Source organism: Streptomyces dysideae (assembly GCF_001514305.1).
GTDB lineage: Bacteria > Actinomycetota > Actinomycetes > Streptomycetales > Streptomycetaceae > Streptomyces > Streptomyces dysideae.
In genome coordinates this window covers 76,392-101,924 of record NZ_KQ949099.1, presented here as the reverse complement: position 1 = coordinate 101,924, position 25,533 = coordinate 76,392, and the positions used below count along the sequence as shown (strand labels likewise).

Annotated in this window: 22 protein-coding genes and 2 pseudogenes; 16 read left to right on the top strand and 8 right to left on the bottom strand. The window is 71.1% G+C overall.

Translation table 11 applies throughout. The annotated features are described in order from the left end of the window. Positions 1–40 precede the first annotated feature (40 nt). On the bottom strand, positions 41–664 hold the full coding sequence (locus tag AQJ91_RS31995; protein WP_067028466.1) for a LysE family translocator: 624 nt from the start codon (positions 662–664) through the stop codon (positions 41–43). 91 nt (positions 665–755) lie between these two features. Between AQJ91_RS31995 and AQJ91_RS31990 the strand changes: the two genes are divergently transcribed. Next, the gene (locus tag AQJ91_RS31990; RefSeq protein WP_067028464.1) at positions 756–1,670 is read left to right on the top strand and encodes a LysR family transcriptional regulator; all 915 of its coding nucleotides are present in this window, start codon (positions 756–758) and stop codon (positions 1,668–1,670) included. 151 nt (positions 1,671–1,821) lie between these two features. On the opposite strand, the gene AQJ91_RS31985 is transcribed toward AQJ91_RS31990, so the two are convergent. After that, the gene (locus AQJ91_RS31985) at positions 1,822–2,280 is read right to left on the bottom strand and encodes an ATP-binding protein (RefSeq protein WP_067028461.1); all 459 of its coding nucleotides are present in this window, start codon (positions 2,278–2,280) and stop codon (positions 1,822–1,824) included. Positions 2,281–2,493: 213 nt separating this feature from the next. Between AQJ91_RS31985 and AQJ91_RS31980 the strand changes: the two genes are divergently transcribed. After that, positions 2,494–3,363 (top strand): helix-turn-helix domain-containing protein, encoded by an 870-nt coding sequence (locus tag AQJ91_RS31980; RefSeq protein WP_067028460.1) that lies wholly within the window; start codon positions 2,494–2,496, stop codon positions 3,361–3,363. 9 nt (positions 3,364–3,372) lie between these two features. Beyond that, positions 3,373–3,603 carry a DUF397 domain-containing protein gene (locus AQJ91_RS31975; RefSeq protein ID WP_067028459.1) on the top strand — a complete coding sequence of 77 codons (231 nt, stop codon included), beginning with the start codon at positions 3,373–3,375 and terminating at the stop codon, positions 3,601–3,603. Positions 3,604–3,665: 62 nt separating this feature from the next. On the opposite strand, the gene AQJ91_RS31970 is transcribed toward AQJ91_RS31975, so the two are convergent. Further along, on the bottom strand, positions 3,666–4,793 hold the full coding sequence (locus tag AQJ91_RS31970) for an 8-amino-7-oxononanoate synthase (RefSeq protein WP_067028457.1): 1,128 nt from the start codon (positions 4,791–4,793) through the stop codon (positions 3,666–3,668). A gap of 147 nt (positions 4,794–4,940) precedes the next feature. Between AQJ91_RS31970 and bioB the strand changes: the two genes are divergently transcribed. The 3 genes from bioB to bioD are packed head-to-tail and all read left to right on the top strand — an operon-like array spanning position 4,941 to position 8,081. Further along, a complete protein-coding gene (bioB, locus tag AQJ91_RS31965) occupies positions 4,941–6,089 on the top strand; it encodes a biotin synthase BioB (protein WP_067028455.1) in 1,149 nt (382 codons plus the stop codon). After that, entirely contained in the window at positions 6,082–7,362 is a 1,281-nt protein-coding gene (locus AQJ91_RS31960; RefSeq protein WP_067028453.1) for an adenosylmethionine--8-amino-7-oxononanoate transaminase, read from the top strand. Before bioB ends, AQJ91_RS31960 begins: the two co-directional genes overlap by 8 nt. A 2-nt stretch (positions 7,363–7,364) precedes the next feature. Continuing rightward, positions 7,365–8,081: a dethiobiotin synthase gene (bioD, locus tag AQJ91_RS31955; protein WP_067028451.1), complete on the top strand. Its 717-nt coding sequence runs from the start codon at positions 7,365–7,367 to the stop codon at positions 8,079–8,081. Here the strand turns inward: bioD and AQJ91_RS31950 are convergent. Further along, positions 8,078–8,782 carry a response regulator gene (locus AQJ91_RS31950; protein WP_067028449.1) on the bottom strand — a complete coding sequence of 235 codons (705 nt, stop codon included), beginning with the start codon at positions 8,780–8,782 and terminating at the stop codon, positions 8,078–8,080. The two genes, bioD and AQJ91_RS31950, sit on opposite strands and share 4 nt — an antisense overlap. Then, a complete protein-coding gene (locus AQJ91_RS31945) occupies positions 8,779–10,374 on the bottom strand; it encodes a sensor histidine kinase (protein WP_067028447.1) in 1,596 nt (531 codons plus the stop codon). The genes AQJ91_RS31950 and AQJ91_RS31945 overlap by 4 nt, the downstream gene beginning before the upstream one ends. A 134-nt stretch (positions 10,375–10,508) precedes the next feature. Here AQJ91_RS31945 and AQJ91_RS31940 point away from each other — a divergent pair, with 134 nt between their 5' ends. The 4 genes from AQJ91_RS31940 to AQJ91_RS31925 all read left to right on the top strand — a co-directional run bounded on the left by AQJ91_RS31940 (position 10,509) and on the right by AQJ91_RS31925 (position 15,966). Then, the gene (locus tag AQJ91_RS31940; RefSeq protein WP_067028445.1) at positions 10,509–11,510 is read left to right on the top strand and encodes a Bug family tripartite tricarboxylate transporter substrate binding protein; all 1,002 of its coding nucleotides are present in this window, start codon (positions 10,509–10,511) and stop codon (positions 11,508–11,510) included. Positions 11,511–11,840: 330 nt separating this feature from the next. Next, positions 11,841–13,040, top strand: coding sequence for an extracellular solute-binding protein (locus AQJ91_RS31935; RefSeq protein WP_067028443.1), 1,200 nt, complete (start codon positions 11,841–11,843; stop codon positions 13,038–13,040). A 36-nt stretch (positions 13,041–13,076) separates the two neighbouring features. Continuing rightward, entirely contained in the window at positions 13,077–14,846 is a 1,770-nt protein-coding gene (locus AQJ91_RS31930; protein ID WP_067028441.1) for an ABC transporter permease, read from the top strand. Further along, positions 14,839–15,966, top strand: coding sequence for an ABC transporter ATP-binding protein (locus AQJ91_RS31925; RefSeq protein ID WP_067028440.1), 1,128 nt, complete (start codon positions 14,839–14,841; stop codon positions 15,964–15,966). Before AQJ91_RS31930 ends, AQJ91_RS31925 begins: the two co-directional genes overlap by 8 nt. A 20-nt stretch (positions 15,967–15,986) precedes the next feature. Here AQJ91_RS31925 and AQJ91_RS31920 read toward each other — a convergent pair whose 3' ends face one another. Next, positions 15,987–18,395: a helix-turn-helix transcriptional regulator gene (locus AQJ91_RS31920; protein WP_407696956.1), complete on the bottom strand. Its 2,409-nt coding sequence runs from the start codon at positions 18,393–18,395 to the stop codon at positions 15,987–15,989. A 115-nt stretch (positions 18,396–18,510) separates the two neighbouring features. Here AQJ91_RS31920 and AQJ91_RS31915 point away from each other — a divergent pair, with 115 nt between their 5' ends. Beyond that, positions 18,511–19,197: an esterase/lipase family protein gene (locus AQJ91_RS31915; protein WP_067028438.1), complete on the top strand. Its 687-nt coding sequence runs from the start codon at positions 18,511–18,513 to the stop codon at positions 19,195–19,197. Positions 19,198–19,278: 81 nt separating this feature from the next. Further along, a complete protein-coding gene (locus AQJ91_RS31910) occupies positions 19,279–19,968 on the top strand; it encodes a class I SAM-dependent methyltransferase (RefSeq protein WP_067028437.1) in 690 nt (229 codons plus the stop codon). 1 nt (position 19,969) lies between these two features. Here AQJ91_RS31910 and AQJ91_RS31905 read toward each other — a convergent pair whose 3' ends face one another. Further along, on the bottom strand, positions 19,970–20,344 hold the full coding sequence (locus tag AQJ91_RS31905; protein WP_067028435.1) for a fic family toxin-antitoxin system, toxin component: 375 nt from the start codon (positions 20,342–20,344) through the stop codon (positions 19,970–19,972). A 3-nt stretch (positions 20,345–20,347) separates the two neighbouring features. Further along, complete coding sequence (locus AQJ91_RS31900; protein ID WP_067028433.1) at positions 20,348–20,623, bottom strand: toxin-antitoxin system, antitoxin component; 276 nt, start codon at positions 20,621–20,623, stop codon at positions 20,348–20,350. Between the two features lie 195 nt (positions 20,624–20,818). Between AQJ91_RS31900 and AQJ91_RS31895 the strand changes: the two genes are divergently transcribed. From AQJ91_RS31895 to AQJ91_RS56240, 4 genes and pseudogenes are all read left to right on the top strand, one after another. After that, the gene (locus AQJ91_RS31895; RefSeq protein WP_067028431.1) at positions 20,819–21,694 is read left to right on the top strand and encodes an ABC transporter ATP-binding protein; all 876 of its coding nucleotides are present in this window, start codon (positions 20,819–20,821) and stop codon (positions 21,692–21,694) included. Between the two features lie 4 nt (positions 21,695–21,698). Next, complete coding sequence (locus AQJ91_RS31890) at positions 21,699–24,263, top strand: ABC transporter permease (protein WP_067028430.1); 2,565 nt, start codon at positions 21,699–21,701, stop codon at positions 24,261–24,263. A 46-nt stretch (positions 24,264–24,309) separates the two neighbouring features. Then, a pseudogene (locus tag AQJ91_RS31885) lies at positions 24,310–24,888 on the top strand (TIGR03621 family F420-dependent LLM class oxidoreductase); the annotation flags it as partial. Between the two features lie 28 nt (positions 24,889–24,916). Further along, positions 24,917–24,994 (top strand): annotated as a pseudogene (locus tag AQJ91_RS56240) (GNAT family N-acetyltransferase); the annotation flags it as partial. Between the last annotated feature and the right edge of the window lie 539 nt (positions 24,995–25,533).

Genomic DNA, 25,533 nt, shown 5'->3' with positions numbered 1-25,533 from the left:
ACGGGTGGCGGCGACCTGACACGCCGCCACCCCTCGCGCCCTACACCACCGTCAGGAGCGCCTCGGCGAGCAGTGCGCCGCCGAGGACCGTCAGTGCCGCGCCCGTGCCCGTCGTGATGAGCCGGGCGGCACGCGGGGTGCGCAGCCACCGTCCGAGCCGGTCCACCAGCAGTGCCACCGCCGGGAACCACACCAGCGCGAGGGCGACCACGATCAGCGCGAGCACCAGCGTCCGGGGCAGCGCGGGGGCGCCCGCGGGCACGAACTGCGGCAACAGGCTCAGGAAAGTGACGGACGCCTTCGGATTGAGGGCGTTGGTGACGAAGCCCTGCCGCAACGGGCGTCCGGCGGACGGCTCTTCGGCGGCCGCCGGGGGCCGCGAGGGCCGCGAGGGCCGCAGGGTGCGTATCCCCAGGTACAGGACGTAGGCACCGCCCGCCAGTTGGAGCGCGCGGAACAGCGCCGGTACGGCGGCCAGGACCGCGGCGACACCCGCCACCGCCAGCGCGGTGTGCACCAGCAGTCCGCCCGTGATGCCGAGCGCGCACGCGATGCCGGCCCTTCGGGAGACGAGCGCGTTGCGTACGACGACGGTGAAGTCGGCCCCGGGCATGGCGACCATGCCGGCGGCGACCCCGGTGAAGGCGATGAGCTGAGCGTCCATGGCGTCCAGCGTGCCGCGCGGGAGCCTTCAGCAGGTATGTAGAATATTCTGGGTTTCCCTTAAGCATTCGTTTAGGCAGACGGAGAGTGCCATGTACGACCCGACCCGGCTCGCCGCCCTGGTGGCGGTCGCGGAGGCGGGGTCGATCACCCGGGCGGCCGAGCGGCTCGGCTACACGCCGCCCGCGCTCTCCCAGCAGCTGGCCAAGCTGGAGCGGGAGGCCGGCACCGCGCTGCTTGTCCGGCATCACCGCGGGGCACGGCTGACGGGCGCGGGCGAGCTGCTGGTGGCACGGGCCCGCCGGGTGCTCGACGAACTGGAGCGGGCGCGGCACGAACTGGCCGGGCTGGCCGGCCTGTCCGGCGGCACGCTGCGGCTCGGCACCTTCCAGACCGCGGGCGTCCATCTGCTGCCGTCGGCGCTCAGCGCGTTCCGCCGGGCGTATCCGGACGTGGGGTTGACCATTGCCGACCTCGAGCCGGCGGCCGGGGTCGCCGCCGTGGCCGCCGGCGAGATCGACCTGGCGATGACGCACACCTACGAGCCGGGCGGTCCAGTCCCCCTGCCGGCCTCCGTCAGTGCCGAGCCGATCCTCGTCGAGGAGCTCGTCCTGGTGTCGGCTCCGGGGCACGCCCTCACCAGCGGTGGCTCCCGGCTCCCACTGGCCGAGCTCGCGGGGCAGCCGCTGATCAGCATGGCGGTCGACCATCCGGGGCGGCGGGAGGTGGAGGCGGTACTGACCGAGGCGGGGGCCACGCCGTCTGTGCTGGTCACGACGCCGGGCTACATCCTGGTGTGCGCGCTGGCCAGTGCGGGGCTGGGGGTCGGGGTGGTCCCGGAGATGGTGGCGCGGACGTCGGCCACCCCGGTCGGGGTACGCGCACTGGAAGGGGGCCGGCTGCGCCGTACGATCTCGGTCGCCCACCGCACCGACGAGGCGGCACCGGCCGCGGACGCCTTCCGGGCGTTGCTGCGCGGCACTTTCAGCCGAGCCCAGCATTCCTGACCTGAAGGGGCGCGAGGCTGTATCAGGATGCGGCTCCGCCGCGATGGGGGTCCCCCCGGGTTCGAGCGAAGCCGAGAATTTGGGGGAGCGACCAGCCACAACGGACCCGCAGACGACAGCCGACCCCTTCGCGGCCCTCCCAGCGGAGCTCCTAGGACTCCTGCTGTCCCGCCGTCGGCACCGGCGCCGCCGGGACCGTCCACGGCAGTTCGATGGAGATCGTCTTGCCGCCCTCGCGGGTGGGCCGGACTCTCAGCTTGCCGCCGCACTCGGCGGTCAGCCAGCGGATGATGACCATGCCGCGGCCGTTGTCCTGCTGGACGGCGGCGGGCAGCCGTTTCGGGAATCTCGGGTGGCTGTCGGTGACCCCGATGCGCAGGTGTTCGTCACGGGCGAGCTCGATGTCCACCGTGAACGTGGGTGACTGCCCGAAGGTGTGCTGTACGGCGTTGGTGGTCAGTTCGGAGATGATCAGCCGGATGGTGTCGGCGACCTCGGTGTCGGGTGGCAGACCCCACTCCGCCAGGGTGGTGACCACATAGGCCCGGGCCGCGGACACCGAGGCGGGATCGCTCGGCAGAGTGACGGATGCTTCCAGATGGTCTGCCATGGCGACGTCGTCCCTTTCCCACGGGACCGCAGTCCGACACGGAGCGGAAGGTTCGAGTACGGTCCCGGACTGGTGCTTCGTCGCCAGACTGCCATCACCGGGTCCGTCACAGGTGGCGATCCACCAAGATATGCATATATCTGTCGCTCGAAGCGGTGAACTCTGCGACGGCGGAGCATATTTGGGCGACTCGTTTGGAGTAAGGAGTTGCCCATGCAGCATGGTCCCGCAGTGCGCCGCCGGAAACTGGGCGCGGAACTGCGTGCGTTACGCACCGGGGCGGGGCTCACCAGCGGTGAGGCGGCCCGGCTGGTGGGCTGGCACCAGTCCAAGGTGAGCCGGATCGAGACCGGCGCCAGCGGGGTGAAACCGGCCGATGTGCGGTTACTCCTCGACACCTACGATGTGCACGATGCCCAACTCCGGGAGCTGCTCCTGGTGTTGGCGGGGTCCGAGGACGGTGACGGCCGGCATCACTGGTGGCACGCGTACCGTGGCGTGCTGCCCCCGACGTACCGGGACTTCATCAGCCTGGAGTCGCAGGCGAGCGCGATGCGCACCCTGGAGACCTCCGTGGTGCCGGGACTGCTGCAGACGCCCGAGTACGCGCGGGCCGTGACCCGGGCCGCGGTGGGCGGACTCGACGAGGAGGCGGACGAGCGCCTCGACGCGCTGGTCGCGGTGCGTCTGGCCAGGCAGGACGTGCTGCGGGCGGATCCGCCGCTGAAGCTGAGCGCGGTGCTGGACGAGGCGGTGCTGCACCGGGAGATAGGCGGGCCCGAGGTCATGGCGCGACAGCGGAGGCGGCTGAGGGAGTCAGCACTGCTGCCGCAAGTCCGGCTGCAGGTCCTGCCGTTCGCGGCCGGTGAGCATATCGGCATCACCGGGCCTTTCGTTATCTTCTCATTTTCGAGCACTTCTGATCTGGATGTGGTTGTTCTCGACCACTTGACGAGTAGCCTCTACCTCGAGCGGAAAGAAGACCTCCAGGCCTACACCGAGGCCTTCAACGCCCTTCAGTTCCACGCCCTTTCGCCCGAGGATTCGTTGGACTACATCGCCGGGATAGGTGACGGCGCGTAAGGAGGCACCATGTCCGCACCGCCTCGGAACGTTCCTACCAGTACCGATCTGCACGACGTGCGATGGCTGCGCAGCAGCTACAGCACGGGAGCGAACAACTGCGTCGAGACGGCCCGGCCACGCTCCGGCTCCCGGGCCGGACTGCTCGCCGTGCGCGACTCCAAGGACCCGGCCGGCCCCGCGCTGCTCTTCTCCCCCGAGAGCTGGGCGGGATTCACGGCCATGGCCCACTGCATCTGATCAGTCCCGATCACTTCTGATCGGTTTTCGCATCGCGCGATGCACGGCCGTGTCACGCCGACTCATGGTCGTGTCTCACCGATCACCTGTACAGCGCGTTCGATCTGCCCCTCGGAGAGGTCCGCGCGGGCGGTCAGCCGCAGCCGTGAGATGCCGTCGGGCACGGAAGGAGGACGGAAGCAGCCCACGGCCAGCCCGGCCGCACGGCAGTCGGCCGCCCAGGTCACGGCCCCCTCCGGGGACGGCGCGCGCACGGAGACGACCGCGGCGTCCGGACGTACCGCTTCCAGACCCGCGGCCGTCAGCCGGGCATGCAACTCGGCCGCCACCGCACGCGCCCGCGCCGCCCGTTCCGGCTCCCGCCGCAGCAGCCGCAGCGCACCCAGAGCCGCGCCCGCGGCGGCAGGGGCGAGGCCGGTGTCGAAGATGAAGGTCCGGGCCGCGTTGACCAGATGGTCGATGACCCGGGCGGGGCCGAGGACGGCTCCGCCCTGGCTGCCGAGCGACTTGGACAGCGTGACCGTGACGACGACGTCGTCGGCGCCCGCGAGTCCCGCCGCGTGCGGGGCGCCGCGGCCGCCGGCGCCGAGGACGCCGAGGCCGTGGGCGTCGTCGACGACCAGTCCCGCCCCGTGCTCCCGGCAGGCCTCGGCGAGCGCGGCCAGCGGGGCGGCGTCGCCGTCGACCGAGAAGACCGTGTCGGAGACGGCGACGGCCGGCCCCTCATGCGTCTGGAGGGCCTTGCGCACGGCGTCCGGTTCGGCGTGCGCGACGACCTGCGTGCTGCCGCGGGCCAGCCGGCAGCCGTCGATCAGCGAGGCGTGGTTGCCTGCGTCGGAGACGATCAGCGAGCCGTGCGGGGCCAGCGCGGTGACCGCGGCGAGGTTGGCCGCGTAGCCGGAGGAGAAGACCAGTGCCGCCTCGAAGCCGCAGAAGCCGGCCAGCTCCCGTTCCAGTTCGGCGTGGAGTTCCGTCGTACCGGTGACGAGCCGGGAGCCGGTCGCGCCGCCGCCCCAGGTCCTGGCCGCCCGGGCGGCGCCCTCGACGACCTCCGGGTGCCGGGCCAGGCCCAGGTAGTCGTTGCTCGCGAGGTCCAGGAGCGGCGAGTCGGCCGGACGGGGGCGCAGCGTCCGTACGAGTCCGGCGCGGCGGCGCTGTGCCGCCTGCTCGTCGATCCAGCCGAACGCCATGGGTCCTCCGGGGAATTTGTAGGCAGTGGACAGACACTAGCGGGACGCCCAGGCACCCAGTGTGTGGCAATACCCACACCTCGAAGCGCCTGTGTTGTGCGAACTCTCCTTGGCCCCGGACCGCTCCGTAGGACAGGATCAGCTCTCATGGACCTGCTGAACACGCTGGTGGACAAGGGGCTTCGGCGCGAGCTGCCGACCCGCGACGAAGCACTGGCCGTCCTCGCGACGTCCGATGACGACCTCCTCGATGTGGTGGCCGCGGCCGGCAAGGTGCGCCGACAGTGGTTCGGCCGCCGGGTGAAACTCAACTACCTGGTCAACCTCAAGTCCGGCTTGTGTCCGGAGGACTGCTCGTACTGTTCCCAGCGGCTCGGCTCCACCGCGGGGATCCTGAAGTACACCTGGCTCAAGCCGGACCAGGCATCCCAGGCCGCGGCGGCCGGTTTGGCGGGCGGCGCCAAGCGGGTCTGTCTGGTGGCCTCCGGGCGCGGTCCGACCGACCGGGACGTGGACCGGGTCTCCGACACCATCAAGACGATCAAGGAGCAGAACGAGGGCGTCGAGGTGTGCGCCTGTCTCGGACTGCTCTCCGACGGCCAGGCGGAGCGGCTGCGCGCGGCGGGCGCGGACGCGTACAACCACAACCTCAACACCTCCGAGGGCACCTACGCGGAGATCACGACCACGCACACGTACGCCGACCGCGTGGACACCGTGCACAAGGCGCACGCGGCGGGTCTGTCCGCCTGCTCGGGCCTGATCGCGGGCATGGGTGAGAGCGACAAGGACCTGGTCGACGTCGTCTTCTCGCTCCGTGAGCTGGACCCGGACTCGGTGCCGGTCAACTTCCTGATCCCGTTCGAGGGCACGCCGCTGGCCAAGGAGTGGAACCTCACCCCGCAGCGCTGCCTGCGGATCCTGGCGATGGTGCGGTTCGTCTGCCCGGACGTCGAGGTGCGCATCGCGGGCGGCCGCGAGGTCCATCTGCGCACGATGCAGCCCCTCGCGCTGCACCTGGCCAACTCGATCTTCCTCGGCGACTACCTCACCAGCGAGGGCCAGGCGGGCAAAGCCGACCTGGAGATGATCGCGGACGCCGGCTTCGAGGTGGAGAGCGCGGACCAGGTCACGCTGCCGGAGCACCGGGCGATGGCCGAGGGTGGCTGCGGGTCGCACGAGGGGGGCGGCGTGTGCGGTACGTCCGCTGCCGCCGCGCCGGCCGGCGAGCCCCGTACCGACCTGGTCGCCGTCCGCCGCCGGGGCGCCGGAACGGACCTCGCGCCCAATGCCTGACCTGACCGTCCCCGAGCTGCTGGACCTGGACCGGCGGCATGTGTGGCATCCGTACGGTCCGATGCCGGGCCGCGTCGAACCGCTCGTCGTGGAGTCGGCGAGCGGGGTGCGGCTCCGGATGGCGGACGGCTCGGGCGAGCTGGTCGACGGCATGTCGTCCTGGTGGTCGGCCATCCACGGCTACAACCACCCGGTGCTGAACGAGGCCGCGCGCGAGCAGCTGGGCCGGATGAGCCACGTGATGTTCGGCGGGCTCACACACGAGCCCGCCGTACGCCTGGCGAAGCTCCTTGTCGACATGTCGCCCGACGGCCTGGAGCATGTCTTCCTCGCCGACTCCGGGTCGGTGTCGGTCGAGGTCGCGGTCAAGATGTGCCTGCAGTACTGGCGCTCGCTCGGCCGTCCTTCGAAGCAGCGTCTGCTCACCTGGCGCGGCGGCTACCACGGCGACACCTGGCAGCCGATGTCGGTGTGCGACCCCGAGGGCGGGATGCACGAGCTGTGGACCGGCGTGCTGCCGCGCCAGGTGTTCGTGGACGCCCCGCCGGCCGGGTACGAGGAGTCCTACACCGATCAGCTGCGCGCGACGATCGAGCGGCACGCCGGCGAGCTGGCCGCGGTGATCGTGGAGCCGGTGGTGCAGGGCGCGGGCGGGATGCGGTTCCACTCCCCCGCGTATCTGCGGGTGCTGCGGGAGGCGTGCGACGCGCACGGCGTGCTGCTGGTGTTCGACGAGATCGCGACCGGCTTCGGGCGCACGGGCGCGCTGTTCGCGGCGGAACACGCGGCGGTGACGCCAGACGTGATGTGCGTGGGCAAGGCGCTGACCGGCGGCTATATGACGATGGCGGCGACGCTGTGCACGTCGGGGGTGGCCGACGGGATCTCGCGGGGCGAGGTGCCGGTGCTGGCCCACGGGCCGACGTTCATGGGCAATCCGCTGGCGGCGGCCGTCGCCTGCGCGTCGATCGAGCTGCTGCTCGGCCAGGACTGGCTCACGGAGGTCAAGCGGATCGAGTCGGGGCTGCGGGAGGGGCTGGCTCCCGCCCTGGAGATGCCGGGCGTGCGGGACGTGCGGGTCCTCGGCGCCATCGGTGTGGTCCAGCTCGACCGGCCCGTCGACATGAAGGCGGCCACGGCGGCCGCCGTGCGCGAGGGCGTGTGGCTGCGGCCGTTCCGCGACCTGGTCTACACGATGCCGCCGTATGTCACGGGCGACGCGGACGTGGCCCGGATCGCGCGCGCGGTGTGCGCGGCGGTGCGGGAGGGATGAGCATGCCGGTCCTGATGATCACGGGCACGGGCACGGAGGTCGGCAAGACCATGGCGACGGCGGCGCTGGCCGCCGCGTCGCTCGCGGCCGGCCGCTCGGTGGCCGTGCTCAAGGCCGCGCAGACGGGAGTACGGCCGGACGAGGCCGGGGACGCCGAGGAGGTCGCGCGGCTCGCGGGCCCTGTGACGACGGCCGAACTCGCCCGGTATCCCGAGCCGTTGGCCCCGGCGACAGCCGCGCGGCGGGCGGGGCGTCCCCCGGTCCATCCGCACGAGATCGCCGAGACCGCCGCCAAGCTGGCCACCGAGCACGACCTGGTGCTGGTGGAGGGCGCGGGCGGCCTCCTGGTCCGCTTCGACGGCACTGGCGGCACTCTGGCGGACGCGGCCGAGCTGCTGAAAGCGCCGGTACTGGTGGTGGCGCCGGCGGGGCTCGGGACCCTCAACGCCTCGGAACTGACGGCACGTGAACTCCGCGCTCGGAAGCTCGACTTGCTGGGTGTCGTGATCGGCAGCTGGCCCGACGCGCCCGATTTGGCCGCACGTTGCAATCTCGCCGACCTGCCGGAGGTGACGGGGGCGCCGCTGCTCGGTGCGCTTCCCGCGGGAGCCGGCACGCTCGCACCGGCCGACTTCCGTGCCGGGGCGCCGGGTTGGCTGGCGCCGCGACTGGACGGAACGTGGGACGCGGAGGGGTTTCGGGGGCGGCAGGCGGCCTAGGCCTGTCCGGTTGACGAGCCGTCGCTGTGACCCTCGATCCAGCGGTACCGGTGTTCGGGTCGTCCGGTTCCGCCGTAGCGCAGCCGCACCTCGGCCCGGCCGGTCTCGGCGAAATGTTCCAGGTACCTGCGTGTGCTGACCCGGGACAGACTGGCGGCCGTCGCGCAGTCGGTCGCCGACATGTCGGTGTCCGCCGACCGCAGCACACGGGCCACGAGGTCGGCGGTCTGAGCGGTCAGGCCCTTGGGCAGCTGGGCCTCTCCCCGGGGGCGGTTGCCGAAGACCTGGTCGACATCCGCTTGTGCGGCCTGGCTGAGGCCGCCGAGCTTGGCGTGCAGCGCGGCGAGATGCTGCAACTGGTCGTACAGCGCGCCGTAGGTGAACGGCTTGATCAGATAGTGCAGGACGCCGCCGTGCATGGCGCCGCGGATGGTGTCCACGTCATTGGCGGCACTGATCACGATCACATCGGTCTGTACTGCTCCGGCGGTCCGGATGCGCCGGAGCACGGTCAGCCCGTCGATGTCGGGCAGATAGATGTCCAGCAGGACCAGGTCGGGCCGCAGCTCGGTGACCATGCGCAGCGCGTCGGCCCCGGTGTGCGCCACCCCGGCCACCTCGAACCCCGGAGTCTTCGCCACGAACCCACTGTGCACCTTGGCCACCATGAAGTCGTCGTCGACGACGAGCACCCTGATCACACCCGCACCTCCGGCGTGATCGGCAGCGTCGCGGTGAACACGGCGCCGTCGGTGTTGTGCACCTCGACCGTACCGCCACGGCGCACACAGATCTGCCGGGTGATGGCAAGGCCCAGGCCGCGCGGCCCACCCTGTTCCGCGGCCTTGGTGGTGAAGCCGTGCCGGAACACCTCCTCGGCGATCTCGGGTGCGATCCCGGGGCCCGGGTGACACACCACGACACGCACCGTCCCGTCCTCCTGGCTCAGCTCGACCTCGATCCAGTCCGCGCGGCCCGTGGCGTGCCCGCGCAGCGCGTCCAGGGCGTTGTCCACCAGGTTGCCGAGCACCGTCACCAGGTCGGTGGCCAGCGCGTCGCCGACGGGACCGAGGCCGCACGACTCGGACAGCCGCAGACCGACCCCCTGCTCCGCCGCGAGGCTGCCCTTGGCGATGAGCAGCGCGGACACCGTGGCGTCGGAGATCCTCGCGGTCACGTCGGCCTGCCACTGGTCGCGGCCGGCGGACACGCTGCTGACGTAGCGGCGGACTTCGTCGTACTCGCCGAGCTCGATCAGCCCGGCGATGGTGTGCAGCCGGTTGCTGAACTCGTGTGCCTGCGCGCGCAGCGTGTCGGTGGTGTTCCGGTGGGCGTCGAGCTGATCCTGCAGCCGCACCAGCTCGGTGCGGTCGCGCAGGGTGACGACGGCGCCCAGCTTCCGGTCACCGCGGGTGATCGGCATCCGGTTCAGGACCAGCACCTTGCCGCGGCGCAGGCCGACCTGGTCGCTTCCGGCCGCCGTACCGGTGAGCACGTCGACCAGACGCTCGTTGAGGCCGAGGTCGTGCACCGAGCGGCCGACGATGTCCTCGGGGTCCTGGGGCAACGTCAGCAGTGTCCTGGCCGAGTCGTTGACCAGGGTGATCCGGAGCTGCTGGTCGAGGCCGATGACGCCCTCACGGATGCCGTGCAGCATGGCTTCCCGGTGCTCGACGAGTCCGGTGATCTCGGCGGGCTCCAGCCCCAGGGTCTGCCGCTTCACCCACCACGCCAGCGACAGCGAGCCCGCGACGCCGAGCGCGCTGGCGATGCCGAGCAGGACCAGCAGCTCGGGGAACGCGCTGGTGAGGATCTCCCGGACGCTGGGCGGAACCTGCTCCGCGGCGACGTACCCACTGATGCGCTGGGTCTGCGCCGAGATCACCGGGACGTGGGCGACGATCGAGCCGTCGACGGCCCCGACCCAGGCGCGGCCCTCGGTCACCGTGGACCCGCCGAGCCGCATCGGCCTGCCGATCTGGTCCGGGTGCTGTGAGGTGAGCACCGTCCCGTCGCGCCCGGCGATGGCCACGACGCTCGCTCCGGACAGCACCTGCGCCCTGGTGGCGAACGGGGCCAGGTTCAGCCGCTGCTCCGGGTCGGTGAGCAGCTCGCGCAGGCTCGGGTCGGCCGCCACGTCCTCCGCGATGCCCAGCATCTGGCGGGACTCCGTGGCGCGGATCGTCCGGTCGGCCTGGGCCAGGCCGACCGCGGCGACGGCGACCAGCAGGACGAGCACGATCAGCAGCTGAAGCACCAGGAGCCGACGCGCCAGAGAGCCCTTCCCACCCAAGTCCCACTCACCTCCCGGCCCGCACCGTCCCTGCACAATCCTGCTGACGCAATAGAGACAGGACGAGGTGCGATGCCGCAAGATTCCAGGCGGTTCAACGTTGTGAGACAGGGGTCACAGTGACGACTTCAGGAATGGCGCGCCGAAGCTTCGCGCTCCGGCCGAAGCTGCTCGCCACGGTGGTCGCACTGGCCGCGGCCGTGGGGCTGGGCACATGGAACGCCGTGGGCGTGGGCGGCTCGGACAGCACGCTGACCGGGCTGCGGATCATGGTGCCGAACAATCCCGGCGGCGGGTACGACATCACGGCGCGTACGTCGGTGAACGCCATGGAGGAAGCGGGTGCGGCGCGCACGGTCGAGGTGTTCAACATCCCCGGCGCCGGCGGCACGGTGGGCCTCGGCCGACTGGCCGCCGAGGAGGGCAACGGCAGGCTCGCCATGCAGATGGGCCTGGGTGTGGTCGGCAGCGTCTACGCCAACTCCTCGCGCATCACGCTGGCCGACACGACGCCGATCGCCCTGCTGCTGGAGGAACCCGACATCATCGTGGTCTCCAGCAACTCCGAGTACACCGACATCGGGCAGCTGATCGACGACTGGAAGGCCGACCCGGACGGGATCGCGGTCGGCGGCGGTTCCCACCCCGGCGGCCCGGACCACCTCGTGCCGATGCTCATGGCCAGGGCCGTCGGCCTGGACCCCAAGAAGGTCGACTACGTGCCGTTCGACGGCGGCGGCGAGCTGCTCGCGTCGGTACTCGGCGACAAGGTCGCCTTCGGTGTGTCCGGCATCGGCGAGCACATCGACCAGGTCGAGGCAGGCAGACTGCGGGTGCTGGCCGTGACCGGCCCGGAGCGGATCGACGGTGTGGACGCTCCGACCCTGCGGGAAGCGGGCGTCGACGTCGAGGTCACCAACTGGCGTGGTGTGGTGGCGCCGCCGGGGATCACCGACGCCGACCGGCAGGCACTCGTCGACGCCTACGCCGAGATGCGTGGCGCCCGGCAGTGGAGAGCCGCACTGGAACGCAACGGCTGGCACGACGCATTCCTGACCGGCGACGACTTCGGTGCCTTCATTCGGCGGCAGACCGCCCAGGTCGAGTCGGTGCTGGGAGAGCTCGGGCTGGCGTGAGCACGGGCCACCCGGTCCGGTCCCCTGCTGCCCGGAACTCGTGGGCCGCGAGCCCGCCGCGTTCCGCTCGGCCGGAAGAACCACCTTCGCCGCACCGGCCAACAAGCCGCTGCTGCTGCGGGCGCGGGAACACACCCGCACTTCGGTAGCCACAGACCACCAGGCGGAACTGCCGGGCCCTTCCGGCCAGGCAGAGGAGTGACGGGCGTCACGACCTAAAGGACCAAAAGGACCACTGCGACCTGATGTGGCTGATGGATTTACCTAGCTGACCTGGGTCTCTAACCTCCCGGCAACAGGTGCCAGCGGGCACGCTCGAGGAGGAGAACCATGTTCAGATCCAGCCAGCCCGGCGCGCGAAGCGTGGCCGTCACGGGTACGGCGTCCGCGTTTCCGCGGCCCGCCCTCCGCCGCTCCGCGACCGCGCTCGTCCTGGCCCTCGCGGTCGGGACGCTGACCGCCTGCGGGGGCGGTGACGACGCTCCCGCGGTGGCGGAGAACAAGATCGCCGCCGGCGCGGTGCCGGACTACTACCCCGGGGACTACGACGCCCTGATCGAGGCGGCCAAGAAGGAGGGCGGCAAGCTGACCGTCTACTCCAACCTCGGCGACGAGAACATGGCCCCCGTCGTCCGGGACTTCAAGAAGAAGTACGACTTCATCGACACCGTCTCGATCAGCGAACTCGACAGCGACGAGCTGTTCCAGAAGGTCCTCTCGGAGAACGCGGCCGGCAAGTCGCCCGCGGACGTGATGATCTCCAGCGCGGCGAGCGCGTGGGCGAACTTCTCCGGGCGCAAGGACACGGTGCTGGAGTACAAGTCTCCGGAGCTCTCCGAACTCGGTGACAGCGCGGAACTCCTGCCCAGCGTCTACTCGATGTCGCAGGACCCGATGACGATCGCGTACAACACCACGCTGATGGAGAAGCCGCCGACCGGCATCGCGGACCTGGCGAAGATCGTGAGCGCGGACGAGGGCAAGTTCAAGAACAAGGTGACGGTCCGTGACCCGGAGGGCTCGTTCGGCTTCACCGTCACCCGCGCCCTCACCGAGGGCAACCCCGGCGCGTGGGACGCGCTGGAGACGATCCTGCCGCTGGCCCGTCCGGAGACCTCCTCCGGGACGCAGCTGGAGAAGATCGTCGCCGGTGAGTACACGGCCGGCTTCCTGATCAGCGCCTCGCCCGCCTACCCGGTCGTCGAGGACAGCGCCGGTCTCGTGAAGATCGTCTTCCCGAAGGACGGCACCGTGGTCCTGCCCCGCGGCATCGGCATCGCCGCCGAGGCGCCGCATCCCGCGACCTCGAAGCTCTTCCTGGACTTCGCCCTGTCGGAGGAGGGCCAGCGCGCGGTCGCGGAGGGTGGCCTGGCGTCGTACCGGGAGGGTGTCGAGGGCGAGGGCCTGCACACCTACCAGGAGGTCGTCGACGCGGTCGGCGAGGAGAACATCATCCACGTCGACTACAAGGCCGTCACGAAGAACGACGCCGACGCCTGGCTCAAGCGGTTCGACGGACTCCGTAAGTAGCGGGCAGGCATTTCGGGACGATCGGAGCCAGAGCAGATGTCAACCATGACCGAACCACCCCGCACACCGGCGGACGAGCGTGTACAGGAGTTCAAGCCACCGCGCTACCGCCGTCCCCTCGGCATCGGACGGGACACGGTCGTCCAGTACGGGGTACTGGCGTTCCTCGCCGTCCTGGTGCTGGCCCCGATCGTCCCGACCCTCTACCAGAGCATCCGCAACCGCCCGCTCTACGAAGCGGGCGGGGCCTTCACCCTCAGCGGCTACACCGACCTCTTCACCGAGGCCGGCTTCGGTGAAGTCGCCCTCAACACCCTGCTGTTCGCCTCGCTGACCACGCTGCTGAGCCTGGCCATCGCCATCCCCATGGCGATCGTGGTGGTGCGTACGAAGCTGCCGGGCGGCCGACTGGTCGCGCTGGCGATGCAGTGGCCGTTCTTCATCTCCTCGCTGATCCTGGGCTTCGGCTGGATCATCATGTACGGCCCGGCCGGCTTCGTCAGCGTCAAGGTCCAGCAGGTCTTCGGCGGGGTGCCGTGGAACCTGTACTCGATCCCCGGGATGGCGCTCACGGAGGCCGTGGCGCTCGCCCCGATCGCGTACGTCTTCTGCGCCAACGCCCTCCGGCAGTCGGACGCGTCGCTGGAGTCGGCGGCGCAGGTCTGCGGCGCCGGACCGCTCAGGATCCTCGGCCAGGTGGTCGTCCCGCTGCTGCGGCCGCCCATCGTCTACAGCGCCATCCTGGTCTTCTCGGTGTCCATCGAGACCCTCAGCGTGCCGCTGCTGTACGGCCAGCCGGTGAACATCGACGTCTTCTCAACCTTCCTTTACCACAAGGGACTTCAGTCGGTGGACCCCGACTACACGATGCTGGGCGCCGCCTCCACCGTCATCCTGGTGGTCACGCTGAGCCTGGTGGCCGTGCAGGCCAAGCTGCTCAAGGACGCCGCCCGCTTCGTCTCCGTGCGCGGCAAGGTGACCCGGCCGCGCAGGCTCGACCTGGGCTGGCTGAAGTGGGTGAGCATCGTGTTCATCTGGTTCTACGTGATCGTCGGCGCCCTCGTCCCGATCGCGGGCCTGGTGATGCGCTCCTTCACGCTGGTGTTCACCCCGCTCCAGTCACCGTTCAAGACGGTCACCACGAAGAACTACGAGATCGTCTTCGACTCCGACAACTACGTGCAGTCGCTGTGGAACAGCCTCATCGTGGCCGGTGTCGGCTCGGTGGTGGTCAGCGCCCTCGCGGTGTTCGCGGTAATGGTGGCGCGCCGCTCCACCTTCCGGTGGGGCCGGGCGGTCGAGTACCTCGCCCTGATCCCCCAGTCCCTCCCCGGCATCATCATCGGTATCGGCTTCTTCTGGGCCTTCGCGCTCGCCCCGTTCGGAATGGGCTCGGTCCTCCAGGGCACGATCTACGCCGTCATCATCGCCTTCGGTATGCGCGCCCTGCCCAGCGCGTTCGGCTCGGTCGCCCCGGCGATCATGCAGATCGGCGGCGAACTGGACAACGCGGCCCGGGTGTCCGGCGCCGACTGGCTGATGACGTTCTTCCGCGTCCTGCGGGCCCTGATCACACCGGCGTTCGCCGGAGCCCTGGTGCTCACCTTCGTGATCATGCTCAAGGAGTACTCCCCGGCCGTGTTCCTCAGCTCGGCCGACAACAACATCCTCGGCACCACCATGCTCAGTCTCTGGACGCAGGGCAGGGCCGGATCCGTCGCCGCACTGGCAACCCTCCAGATCGGCATCACCGCGGTCTTCGTCGCACTCGCAGGACTGCTCATGAAGGGAAAGCACCATGCCTGAGGTGACCGTCAAGAACCTGGCCAAGACGTTCGGCGACAACTCCGTCCTGCGCGACGTCACCTTCACCATCCAGGACGGCGAGTTCTTCACCCTGCTGGGCGCCAGCGGCTGCGGCAAGTCGACCACGCTCAACTGCATAGCGGGTCTTGAGCAGCCCACGGAGGGCTCGATCTCGGTCGGCGGCAAGCCCTTCGTGGATGCCGGGGCGGGGGTCTTCCTCCCGCCCGAAGAACGCAACCTCGGCATGGTCTTCCAGTCGTACGCCCTGTGGCCGCACATGACCATCGCGAAGAACCTCGCACTGCCCCTCAACATCCGCAAGGTCTCCAAGGACAAGCAGAAGACCCTGATCCACGACGCCCTCGACAAGGTCGGCCTCGCCGATCTGAGCGGCCGTTACCCGCACCAGCTCTCCGGCGGCCAGCAGCAGCGCGTCGCGCTCGCCCGCGCCCTGGTCTACTCGCCGACCGTGCTCCTGCTGGACGAGCCGCTGTCGAACCTTGACGCCAAGCTCCGCGAGCAGGCCCGCGCCTGGCTCAAGCGCCTCCAGGAGGAGCTGGGCATCACCACCGTCTACGTCACCCACGACCAGGAGGAGGCCCTCGCCCTCAGCGACCGCATCGCCGTGATGGAGGGCGGCAACATGATCCAGATCGGCACCCCGCACGAGATCTACGAGCGCCCCGCCGCCCCCGCGGTGGCCGCCTTCGTGGGCCGCTGCAACTTCTTCACCGGCCGGGTGATCGGACAGGACGGCAACCGGTACCGGATCCTCCTGGATTGCAGCGCCGACGTGGTGGAGGTCGAGAGCGACCAGCACATCCCGGCCAGCGACTCCGTCACCGTGGCGATCCGGCCCGAGCGGCTCGAGGTCGTCCCGGCGACGGCGGCGGCGTCCGGCGTCAACCGGCTGAAGACCCAGGTCATCACCGGCTCCTATGTCGGCTCCCGCTACGAGTACGACGTCCGCCTGGGCAACCAGGTCGTCCAGGTCCTCAGCGGCCGCGGCGGACTGGCCGGCGAAGTGATGCTCGTCTTCGAGCCCGCCGAGGCGCTCATCTTCGAGGACAGGGTCGAACTCCCCGAGGAACAGAGCGACCTGCTGACCATCGGCACGTGAACGCCCACCCCCGGCGTTGCCTACCCACGGTCCCCCTCCCCGAGCAGCCGCACCAGTTCGATCCGGGACCGTATGCCCAACCGGGCGAAGACACCCCGCAGATGGTGGTCGATCGTGCGGGGGCTCAGGGCCAGGCGGGCTGCGATCTCGCGGTTGGTGGCGCCTTCGGCCGCCATGCGGGCGACCAGGAGTTGCTGCGCGGTGAGGCGGGTGGTGAGGGCTTCCGTCGCCTCGGGCGGGGGTGCGGCGGGGGTGCCCAGGGCGCGGAGTTCGGTGCGGGCCTGGGTCGCGCAGTGCGGGGCGCCGAACGAGTCGAACGCCTCCAGGGCGCTGTGCAGACGGTCGCGTGCCTCCGTACGGCGGCGCAGTCGGCGTAGCGCACTGCCGAACAGCAGCTCGGTACGGGCGCGTTCGAAGTCCCGGGTGCCGTGGGCGTGCAGGTCGAGCGCCGTGCGGTAGTGGTCCACGGCTTCCTCGCCGGGCGCGAGCAGCGCGCGGCAGCGGGCGCTGAGGGCCAGGTCGTCGGGGCTGCGTACCGTGCTGGCCCAGTGGTGGTAGTCGGCGTGGGCGGCCCGGGCCACCCGGGTGTCGCCGGTGCGGACGGCGGCCTCGACGTAGTGCGGGGTGGCCAGGTGGCGGATCGCCCGGTGGCCGTGGCCCGGCCCGAATCCGGCGAGGGCGCGCAGCCTGGCCGCCGCGGCGGCGAAACGGCCGGTGCTGAGATCGAGGTAGGCGAGCGCCCACTGGGCGAGCGCGGCGGGCAGGCCGAGGCCGCGGGCGAGGGCGTACGACCGCGCGGCGGCGGCGCGTTCCCGGCAGACGTCGGCGTCTCCGGTGAGCGCCGCGAACATGGCGAGGGCGGCCTGCAGATGACAGGCGCCGTTGTCCTGGCCGGTGGCGTACGCCTGCCGGAGCGCGTCCACGGCGGCGGCCTCACCGGCCCTCGGGCGTCCCGTCCAGAAGTCCGCGTACGCCCGGAACTCCATCGCCTGCGCCACGGTGACCGTCGCGCCCCGCGCCCGGGCCGAGGCGGCGGCGCGCACGGTGGCGGTGGTGGCGCGGGTGTGGTCGCCGAGCAGCAGGGCGGCGATCCCGGCGTGGACGAGCAGGGTGGGATCGCCACCCGGCCCGCACCGGCCGGCGGCCGCCTTCAGCAGGTCGCGCGCGTCCTCGTACCGCCCGTCGAAGGCGGCCGCGAGCCCGCCGAGGGTCCCGGGCGGCACGATCCCCATCCGCTGGGCCAGCCGATCGGCCTCCTTGAACCGGCGCAGGTCACCTGTGTAGATGGCGGCTTCGGTGGCGCGGGCGAGGAGGCGGACGGCGGGGTCGATGGGGGCGTCGGCCTGGGCGGCACCGACCCGTGGTTCGGCCGCGGCTTCAGCCACGTCGGCACAAGGCTCGGCGGCCGATCTGGCGACGGCGTCGGGCGCTCCAGGGGCGACGCCCGTTCGAGCGGCGGCCGTGGAAGCCGGAGGCGACACCGGCGACGCCGTTCCTCGAACTCCCCGCGCTCCTCCTCGAACCTCCGCTCCTGTACGCCCCGCCTCTCCCTCCCCCACCCGCACCACAGCCGTCACCAACGCGTCGAACGCCTCCGACGCGTTCCCCGCCCGCAGCGCCAGCACCCCGGTCAGCGCGTCGTCATCCGTCGTCGCCGCCAGCCGGCGCGCGCGGTCCCCGTCGCCGGACTGCCAGGCATAGACGGCGGCCCGGGCCAGCAGACGGGTCTGTTCCCGCGGGTCGGGGCAGAGTTCGGCGCCGCGTTCGGTGAGGGCCCGGGCCAGGGTGAGCCGGCCCGCCTCGCCCGCTCTGCCCGCGGCGGCGCCGAGTTCCGCCGCGAGGCGCCCGCTGGGGCCGAGTGCCCCGGCGCCCCGGTGCCAGGAGCGGTGCGGCGTCTCGCCCTCCGTGCGCAGGACCCGGGCCAGCAGCCGGTGGACGTCGCGCCGGTCCGTCGGTGACCCCGTCTCGTACGCGGCGATCCTCGTCCACGCGTCGCGGTAGACGACCCCGCCCGCCCCCGCGTGCGCGATGCCGGCCGTCTCCGCCGCCTCCAGGGGCCGGGTGTCGAGGCGGGCGGCGGTGACGGCGCGATGGAAGGCGTGGGTGGCGACGGGGTACTGGTCGGCCGCGGCGAGAAGGAGCAACAGGCGGGTGTCGTCCGGGAGTGCGCGGATCTCCGCCCGGTGCGCGCGCAGCAGCGTCGGCGCCAGCTCCGCCGGTTCCGTCGGGAGCGGGTCGAGGCCCGCCGCCTGGCGGTCGGTCAGGCGCGGTACGAGTTCGGCGGCTGCGCGCGGATCGCCGTACACGGCACGCAGCACCCGTACGCGGACGCCTTCGGGGAGTGCGGGAGCCAGTCGCCGCCACACGTCCGCCGTGTGCCGTGGTGGCGAAGTGAGGTCGAGGGGCGGGGGGTTCACCGGAGTCACCACGCCCTTGACGTTACTGGCGAGTTAATTGAACCGTAAAGACCGGCGATTTCGCCGATGCGGCGCGCGTAGACCCCGGCTGACACTCCTGGCGACCCCACACGTTTCAGGAGGCACCATGCAGCGCCACAAGCGTCGTATCGCCACGGCCGTCTCGGCCGTGGGCGCATCGCTCCTTCTGTCTCTCTCCCTCTCCCCCACCTCCGCCCAGGCCGCGGACCGCAACCCCGTCGTCTTCGTGCACGGTCTGAGCAGCTCGGCCAGCAGTTGGAACGACTGGATCGCGGACTTCAAGGCCGACGGCTACACGTCCGCGCAGTTGTACGCCTGGTCGTACGACTGGTCCAAGTCGAACGTCACCACCGCCCAGCAGCTGTCCACCCAGATCAAGAACGTGCTGGCGCAGACCGGCGCCTCGAAGGTCGACCTGGTCGTCCACTCCATGGGCGCGCTCAACTCCCGCTACTACCTGAAGAACCTCGGCGGGACGGCGTACGTGGACGACTTCGTCTCGACCGCCGGCGTGAACCACGGCACGACCACCGCGTCGTGGTGCTCGTGGCTGTACACCTCGTGCGCGGAGATGTACACCGGCAGCTCCTTCCTCACGTCCCTCAATTCGGGCGACGAGACCCCGGGCAGCGTGTCGTACGCCAGCTACTGGTCGAACTGCGACGACTCGCTCACCCCGGACACCACCGCGATCCTCAGCGGCGCGACGAACGTCGGGGTCGGCTGTATCTCGCACACCGAGATGAACAACGACCACGGCGTGTACGAACAGGTGCGCGACTTCATCGCCTGACATCGCCCGGGTTACAGCGGGGGTGCGCGCGGCCCGTACGGGGGACAATCGGGGTAGACCCGCCCTGCCCAGGAGGTCCCCATGCCGCTACGGTCCGCCCGCTCCGGCAAGGTGTCGCGGGATCCCGTGCACCATCCGCTGTTCGCCCGGTTCTACGCCCGTATCAGTGTGAACGCCGAGGCCCGGCTGGGTATGGCCGGGGTGCGCGACCGGCTGCTCGCCGGGCTGTCCGGGCGGGTGCTGGAGATCGGCGCGGGAAACGGCCTGAACTTCGCCCACTATCCGGGCACGGTCTCGGAGGTCGTCGCCATCGAACCGGAGCGTCTGCTGCGGCAGTTGGCGGTGGAGGCCGCTCTGCGCTCCGAGGTGCCGGTGGACGTGGTGCCGGGCGCCGCGGAGGCGCTGCCGGTCAAGAGCGAGGCCTTCGACGCGGTGGTGCTGTCGCTGGTGCTGTGCAGCGTGCGGGACGTGCCGCGCGCGCTCGGTGAGGTACGCCGGGTACTGCGGCCGGGTGGTGTGGTGCGGTTCTTCGAGCACGGCCGGGGCGGCGGGCGCGCGATGACCTTCACCCAGCGGGCCCTCGACCGGACGGTGTGGCCGCCGCTGAACGGCGGCTGTCATGTCTCCCGGGACGCGGTCGCCGCGCTGCGGGACGCCGGGTTCGAACTCGGCCCCCACCGGCGGGTGATGATGCCGGAGAAGGGGCCGGTCCTGCCCACCTCGTACTGCGTACTGGGCACGGCATGGCGGCCGGCGGAGCGGACCGGCTGAATCACAGGCTCCACTGGCGCAGTTCGCGCGCGATGTCGTCGACCGAGGCGTCTCCGTTCTTCACCAGGCGGGCCAGGTCGCGGACCTGCTCCGGTGAGGTGACGACCTTCATGCCGCTGGCGACGAGGTAGGCGTACGCGACGGCGGAGGCGAACAGGGCGTTGGAGCGCTCCAGCGCGGGGACGTGGATGAGGAGTTGGAGGAGTGCTGCCGCGCGGGCGTGCGGGTTGTCGTAGACGGGGACGTCGAATATCTCGGCCTCGTGCCGTGCGACCGCGGCGACCAGGGCTCCCCAGTCGGTGACCCGGGGGTCTCCCGGGGTCTTCTGTTCGGCGAGCATCAGCAGCCAGGCGAGGTCGATCGTGAGGTTGCTCAAGGGCTAGCGGCGACCTTCGCGGGTGCCTTCACGATCCTCCCCCACTCTCGACTTCGCTCGAGCGGGGGGACCCCCATCGAACTCGTCGACGAAGACTGACTCGTACTGCTTCATGAAGTCGGAGGCAGCCTCCACGAAGGTGTGGCCGACCTCCCCGGTGTCCTGTCTGACCAGCTCCTCGATGTAGCGGTTGACGCTCATGCCACGGGCCAGGGCGCGTTCGCGGGCCGCTCGGGCCGTTCCCTCGTCCACTCTCACGTTCAGCTGGGTCTTCGCCATACCTAGAAGCTAGCGCCGTGATGCTAGCACCGGCAAGGGGGCCACCCCTCGGGTGGAATGTGCCCCTTACATCGATACCAGGGGCCCTACCTGGGACGGAGAGGGACCGGGACCAATGGCGGATACCAGATATGGGACGGATCACACTACCCTCGGCGAGACGAGGGAGTCGCGATTGTCCAGGAGGAGGCGGCCTTGTCCACACCTGCTGCGGAGCACGCACCCGGCCATGCGTCGGCCGACGGGATCGCGGCTCGCGCCCGCGGTCTGACCAAGGCGTACGGCTCGGGCGAGACGACCGTGCTGGCCCTCGACTCGGTGGACGTGGACATCACGCGCGGCCGTTTCACCGCGGTCATGGGGCCATCAGGCTCCGGGAAGTCCACGCTGATGCACTGTCTGGCCGGCCTGGACAACGTGTCCGCCGGGCAGGTCTGGCTCGGCGACACCGAGATCACGGGGCTGAAGGAGCGCGAGCTGACCCGGCTGCGGCGGGACCGGATCGGGTTCATGTTCCAGTCGTTCAACCTGATCCCGACCCTGAACGCGGCCGAGAACATCACCCTGCCCATGGACATCGCGGGCAAGAAGCCCGACGAGAAGTGGCTGGACCAGGTCATCGACACGCTCGGGCTGCGGGACCGCCTGAAGCACCGGCCCGCGCAGCTCTCCGGCGGCCAGCAGCAGCGCGTCGCCTGCGCGCGGGCGCTGGCATCCCGGCCCGAGCTGATCTTCGCGGACGAGCCGACCGGCAACCTCGACTCGCGGGCCGGTCTGGAGGTCCTGAGCTTCCTGCGGAACGCCGTCGACGACCTCGGGCAGACCGTCGTCATGGTCACCCACGACCCGGGCGCCGCCGCCCACTCCGACCTGGTGCTCTTCCTCGGGGACGGGCGGATCGTCGACGAGATGGAGCGGCCGACGGCGGAGGCGGTGCTGGAGCGCATGCGTCTTTTTACCGGGGGAAACCCCCAGACCCCCGGCTTCGACGTGATCCGCAGCCAGTTCGAAGGCGACGGCCCCGCACCCGGGGCGATTCCGACGGCCGACGTCACTCGCGACAAGGACTGAGGCCGTGCTGAAGGCGACCCTCCGCAGCTTCCTCGCGCACAAGGGGCGGCTGCTGCTGTCCGCGCTGGCCGTCGTCCTGTCCGTGGCGTTCGTCGCGGGCAGTCTGATCTTCTCGGACACGCTCAGCCGCACGTTCGACCGGCTGTTCGCCTCGACCGCGCCCGACGTCACCGTCAGCCCGCGGGAGAACCTCGACGAGGCGGTGCCCTCCGGCATGACGCCCACCCTGCCGGCCTCGCTCGCCGACCGGGTGGCCCGGATCGACGGGGTGGCCGCCGCGCGCGTGGACGCCGAGGTCGCCAACATCACGGTCGCCGACGACGAGAACGAGTCCGTGGGCCCGACCACCGGCGCCCCCACGATCGGCACCGCCTGGAACCCGACCGAGCGCAGCCCCGTAGAGCTCACCTCCGGCCACGCCCCGCGCGGCCCCGGCGAGGCGCTGCTCGACTCGGAGACCGCCGACAACAAGGACGTACGCGTCGGGGACACCCTCACGGTCATCGCGCCGCCCGGCTCGTTCGAGGTCGAGGTCGTCGGCATCGTCACGTTCACCACCACCAACCCGGGCGCCGCCCTGCTCTTCCTCGACCCCCCGGCCGCGCAGAGCAGGCTGCTGGGCGACGCGCGGGCGGCCAGCAGTATCTCCGTCGACGCCGAGGAGGGCGTGAGCGACGCGCAACTGAAGGAGCGCGTGGCAGCCGCGATCGGCACGGACCACGACATCCGGACCGCCGACGAGCAGGCCGAGTCGGACGTCGAGCAGCTCGGCGGATTCCTCGACGTCATCAAGTACGTCATGCTCGGCTTCGCCGGTATCGCCGTCCTGGTGGGCGTGTTCCTCATCGTCAACACCTTCTCGATGCTGATCGCCCAGCGCACCCGCGAGCTGGGCCTGCTGCGCGCGCTGGGCGCCGACCGGCGCCAGGTCCGCCGCTCGGTCCTCACCGAGGCGGTGCTGCTCGGCCTCGTCGGCTCCACGCTGGGCCTCGCCGTCGGCATCGGGCTGGCCGCCGGGCTCATCGAACTGATGAACGCGCTCGGCATGAACATCAAGGCCTCCGAGATGGTCGTCGGCTGGGCGACGCCCGTCGCGGCGTACGGCGTCGGCCTCGGGGTGACCTTCGTCGCGGCGTACCTCCCGGCCCGGCGCGCTGCGGGCGTCTCGCCGATGGCGGCGCTCGCGGACGCGGAGATCGCGGGCACCGGGCGGCCACTGAGGGTGCGTGCGCTGGTGGGCGGCGTGGTCGGGGCGGCGGGCGTGGCCGCGCTCGTGGGATGCGTGCTCTCGTCGAAGACCGCGACCGCTTCGTCCCTGCTGGGCCTGGGTGTGGTCCTGACGCTCATCGCCACCGTGATCGCGGGCCCGCTCCTGGTCCGCCCCGTGATCCGCGTCCTGGGCGGGGCCTTCCCCGCCCTGTTCGGCTCGATCGGGCGGATGAGCCAGCGCAACGCCCTGCGCAATCCCCGCCGTACCGGGGCCACGGCCGCCGCGCTGATGGTCGGGCTCGCCCTGGTCGGCGGGATGTCGGTGGCCAGCGCGTCCATGACCGAGTCCTTCGACCAGCAGATCGACGACACGCTGGGCGCCGACTTCGTGGTGCAGAACAGCAACTTCGTGCCGTTCCCGCGGGAGGTCACGGACAAGGTGCGCGACACGGAGGGCGCAGGGCTCGTCGTCCGGTCGCGGTTCACGCCGGTCGCGGTACGGCTCCCCGACGGCGACCGCGTCCAGTCGACGGCGGCGGGCTACGACCCGCAGCTCGACGAGGTCGCCAACATCACGTACGCGCAAGGCGACTCGGCGGCCGCGCTCGCGGACGGCAGCATGGCCATGGACCTGGACTTCGCCCGGGACCACGGCGTACGGCTGGGCAGCACGATCCCCGTCGAGTTCCAGGGCGGCCGCTCGACCGAGCTGAAGGTCGGCGCCCTCACCGACCAGGAGTCCGCGGAGGGGTTCGGCACGACGGGCGGCCTGTACTTCGCTCTGGCCACGCTGGAGAAGTTCGCGCCGGGCGGCCAGGACTCCGTGCTGTACGTGAACGCCGCCTCCGGCACGGGCGCGGACGAGCTGCGCGCGAACCTGGAGCGGTCGCTCGACCCGTATCCGCAGGTCGACGTGCGGGACCTGGCCGACTACAAGGAACTGATCCACGACCAGATCGCCGTACTGCTCTACCTCGTCTACGCCCTGCTCGGCCTCGCGATCGTCATCGCGGTGCTCGGCGTGGTCAACACCCTCGCCCTGTCCGTCGTCGAACGCACCCGGGAGATCGGCCTGCTCCGGGCCATCGGCCTCGCCCGCCGTCAGCTGCGCCGGATGATCCGGCTGGAGTCGGTGGTGATCGCGGTGTTCGGCGCGGTGCTCGGCCTCGCGCTGGGCCTGGTGTGGGGCGTGTGCACGCAGCAGGTACTGGCGTTGCAGGGCATGACGGCGCTCGCGATCCCGTGGGGCACGATCGTCGCGGTGGTGATCGGCTCGGCGGTGGTGGGCATCGTGGCGGCACTGCTGCCCGCGCTGCGGGCGTCCCGTATGAACGTCCTGGCGGCGATCGCGCACGAGTGATGGAATCGCGGCAGGCGCTCAAGTCCCGTACAGATGAGGAGAGTTCATGCCGCGTCCGTTCCGCTTCGGAGTCAGTCTGGTCAACCCGTCCCCCGCCGACGAGTGGCGGGCCAAGTGCCGCCGGGCCGAGGAACTCGGCTACGACGTCATCCTCGTCCCGGACCATCTGGGCATGCCGGCGCCGTTCCCGGCCCTGGTAGCGGGGCCGGGTCGACCGAACCGCCGCGCCTGGGCACGTTCGTGCTCAACGCCGGCTTCCGGAACCCGGCTCTGCTCGCCCGTGAGGTCGCCACGACCGACGCGCTGACGGGCGGGCGCCTCGAACTCGGGCTCGGCACCGGCTACGTCCAGGCCGAGCACGACGCTGCGGGTCTGCCCGGGGGTTCGCCGGGCGAGCGCGTGGACCGTCTCCGGTGCACGGTCGAGGAGTTGGGCCGGCTGCTCGACGCCCACGGAGCCGCCGACGCGGGTGCCTCTGCTCGTCGGCGCCGACGGTGACCGGATGCTGCGCCCGACCGCCGAGCACGCGGACATCGCGGCCTTCACCGGCGGCCGCTCGGTGCCGGGCAGTACGACAGGACAGCTGGAGCCGATCACGGCCGGGGAACTCGACGAACGCACCTCGCTCCCGGCCAACGCCACGACGGCATGACTTCGTCGGATGGCGATGCTCCGCCTACCGACTGGCCGTGCACCCCGACCACCGTCGCCAAGGCATCGCCACCGCCCTACCTGCGCCCTCGACAGCCTCGGCCGGCAGGTAGGGCCCTTCTGATGGATCTCCGTGGGAGAACGAGCGGCGTTCGGTACGTGCTCCGGTGCGGCGAGCGTGCGTGCCGAACGCCGCGACGCCGCGACGCCGCGGAGATCCATCAGAAGGGCCCTAAGCGTCGAGCACCGTCTCCGACGGCTTGGCCTCCAGGGCGCATCCGGCCGCCATCGCGGGAGTGTGGCAAGTGCCCGCGGGAAGTTCTTCGGCACGATAGCCGCCACGACGCCGACCGGTACGAGGCGGACCTCGACAGCTCCGGACTGGCCCCGCCACGCACGACGCCTCACCTTCCCCGACGGGACCCGCCAGGGCCACCCGAAGCTGGTCACCCAGGTCGGGTTCGCCCAGTGGATTCGTGACGTCGACTGTTCATACTTGTGAATAATGATCAAGTACAGGTCTATTGACGCGTTCGCAGCAAGCACTTACGTTCCAGGGAAAGCGCTTTCCCCAGCCGCGATGCGGTATTCGGCCATCCGGGCCATTCATGTTCTCGAA

What these genes read in the sequence shown, in the direction of transcription:
- AQJ91_RS31925 (WP_067028440.1), top strand. Translation starts at nt 14,839, where the DNA reads ATGCCTGAGGTGACCGTCAAGAACCTGGCCAAGACGTTCGGCGACAAC.
- AQJ91_RS31970 (WP_067028457.1), bottom strand. Translation starts at nt 4,793, where the DNA reads ATGGCGTTCGGCTGGATCGACGAGCAGGCGGCACAGCGCCGCCGCGCC.
- bioB (WP_067028455.1), top strand. Translation starts at nt 4,941, where the DNA reads ATGGACCTGCTGAACACGCTGGTGGACAAGGGGCTTCGGCGCGAGCTG.
- AQJ91_RS31990 (WP_067028464.1), top strand. Translation starts at nt 756, where the DNA reads ATGTACGACCCGACCCGGCTCGCCGCCCTGGTGGCGGTCGCGGAGGCG.
- bioD (WP_067028451.1), top strand. Translation starts at nt 7,365, where the DNA reads ATGCCGGTCCTGATGATCACGGGCACGGGCACGGAGGTCGGCAAGACC.
- AQJ91_RS31935 (WP_067028443.1), top strand. Translation starts at nt 11,841, where the DNA reads ATGTTCAGATCCAGCCAGCCCGGCGCGCGAAGCGTGGCCGTCACGGGT.
- AQJ91_RS31900 (WP_067028433.1), bottom strand. Translation starts at nt 20,623, where the DNA reads ATGGCGAAGACCCAGCTGAACGTGAGAGTGGACGAGGGAACGGCCCGA.
- AQJ91_RS31995 (WP_067028466.1), bottom strand. Translation starts at nt 664, where the DNA reads ATGGACGCTCAGCTCATCGCCTTCACCGGGGTCGCCGCCGGCATGGTC.
- AQJ91_RS31980 (WP_067028460.1), top strand. Translation starts at nt 2,494, where the DNA reads ATGCAGCATGGTCCCGCAGTGCGCCGCCGGAAACTGGGCGCGGAACTG.
- AQJ91_RS31940 (WP_067028445.1), top strand. Translation starts at nt 10,509, where the DNA reads ATGGCGCGCCGAAGCTTCGCGCTCCGGCCGAAGCTGCTCGCCACGGTG.
- AQJ91_RS31985 (WP_067028461.1), bottom strand. Translation starts at nt 2,280, where the DNA reads ATGGCAGACCATCTGGAAGCATCCGTCACTCTGCCGAGCGATCCCGCC.
- AQJ91_RS31910 (WP_067028437.1), top strand. Translation starts at nt 19,279, where the DNA reads ATGCCGCTACGGTCCGCCCGCTCCGGCAAGGTGTCGCGGGATCCCGTG.
- AQJ91_RS31960 (WP_067028453.1), top strand. Translation starts at nt 6,082, where the DNA reads ATGCCTGACCTGACCGTCCCCGAGCTGCTGGACCTGGACCGGCGGCAT.
- AQJ91_RS31915 (WP_067028438.1), top strand. Translation starts at nt 18,511, where the DNA reads ATGCAGCGCCACAAGCGTCGTATCGCCACGGCCGTCTCGGCCGTGGGC.
- AQJ91_RS31975 (WP_067028459.1), top strand. Translation starts at nt 3,373, where the DNA reads ATGTCCGCACCGCCTCGGAACGTTCCTACCAGTACCGATCTGCACGAC.
- AQJ91_RS31930 (WP_067028441.1), top strand. Translation starts at nt 13,077, where the DNA reads ATGTCAACCATGACCGAACCACCCCGCACACCGGCGGACGAGCGTGTA.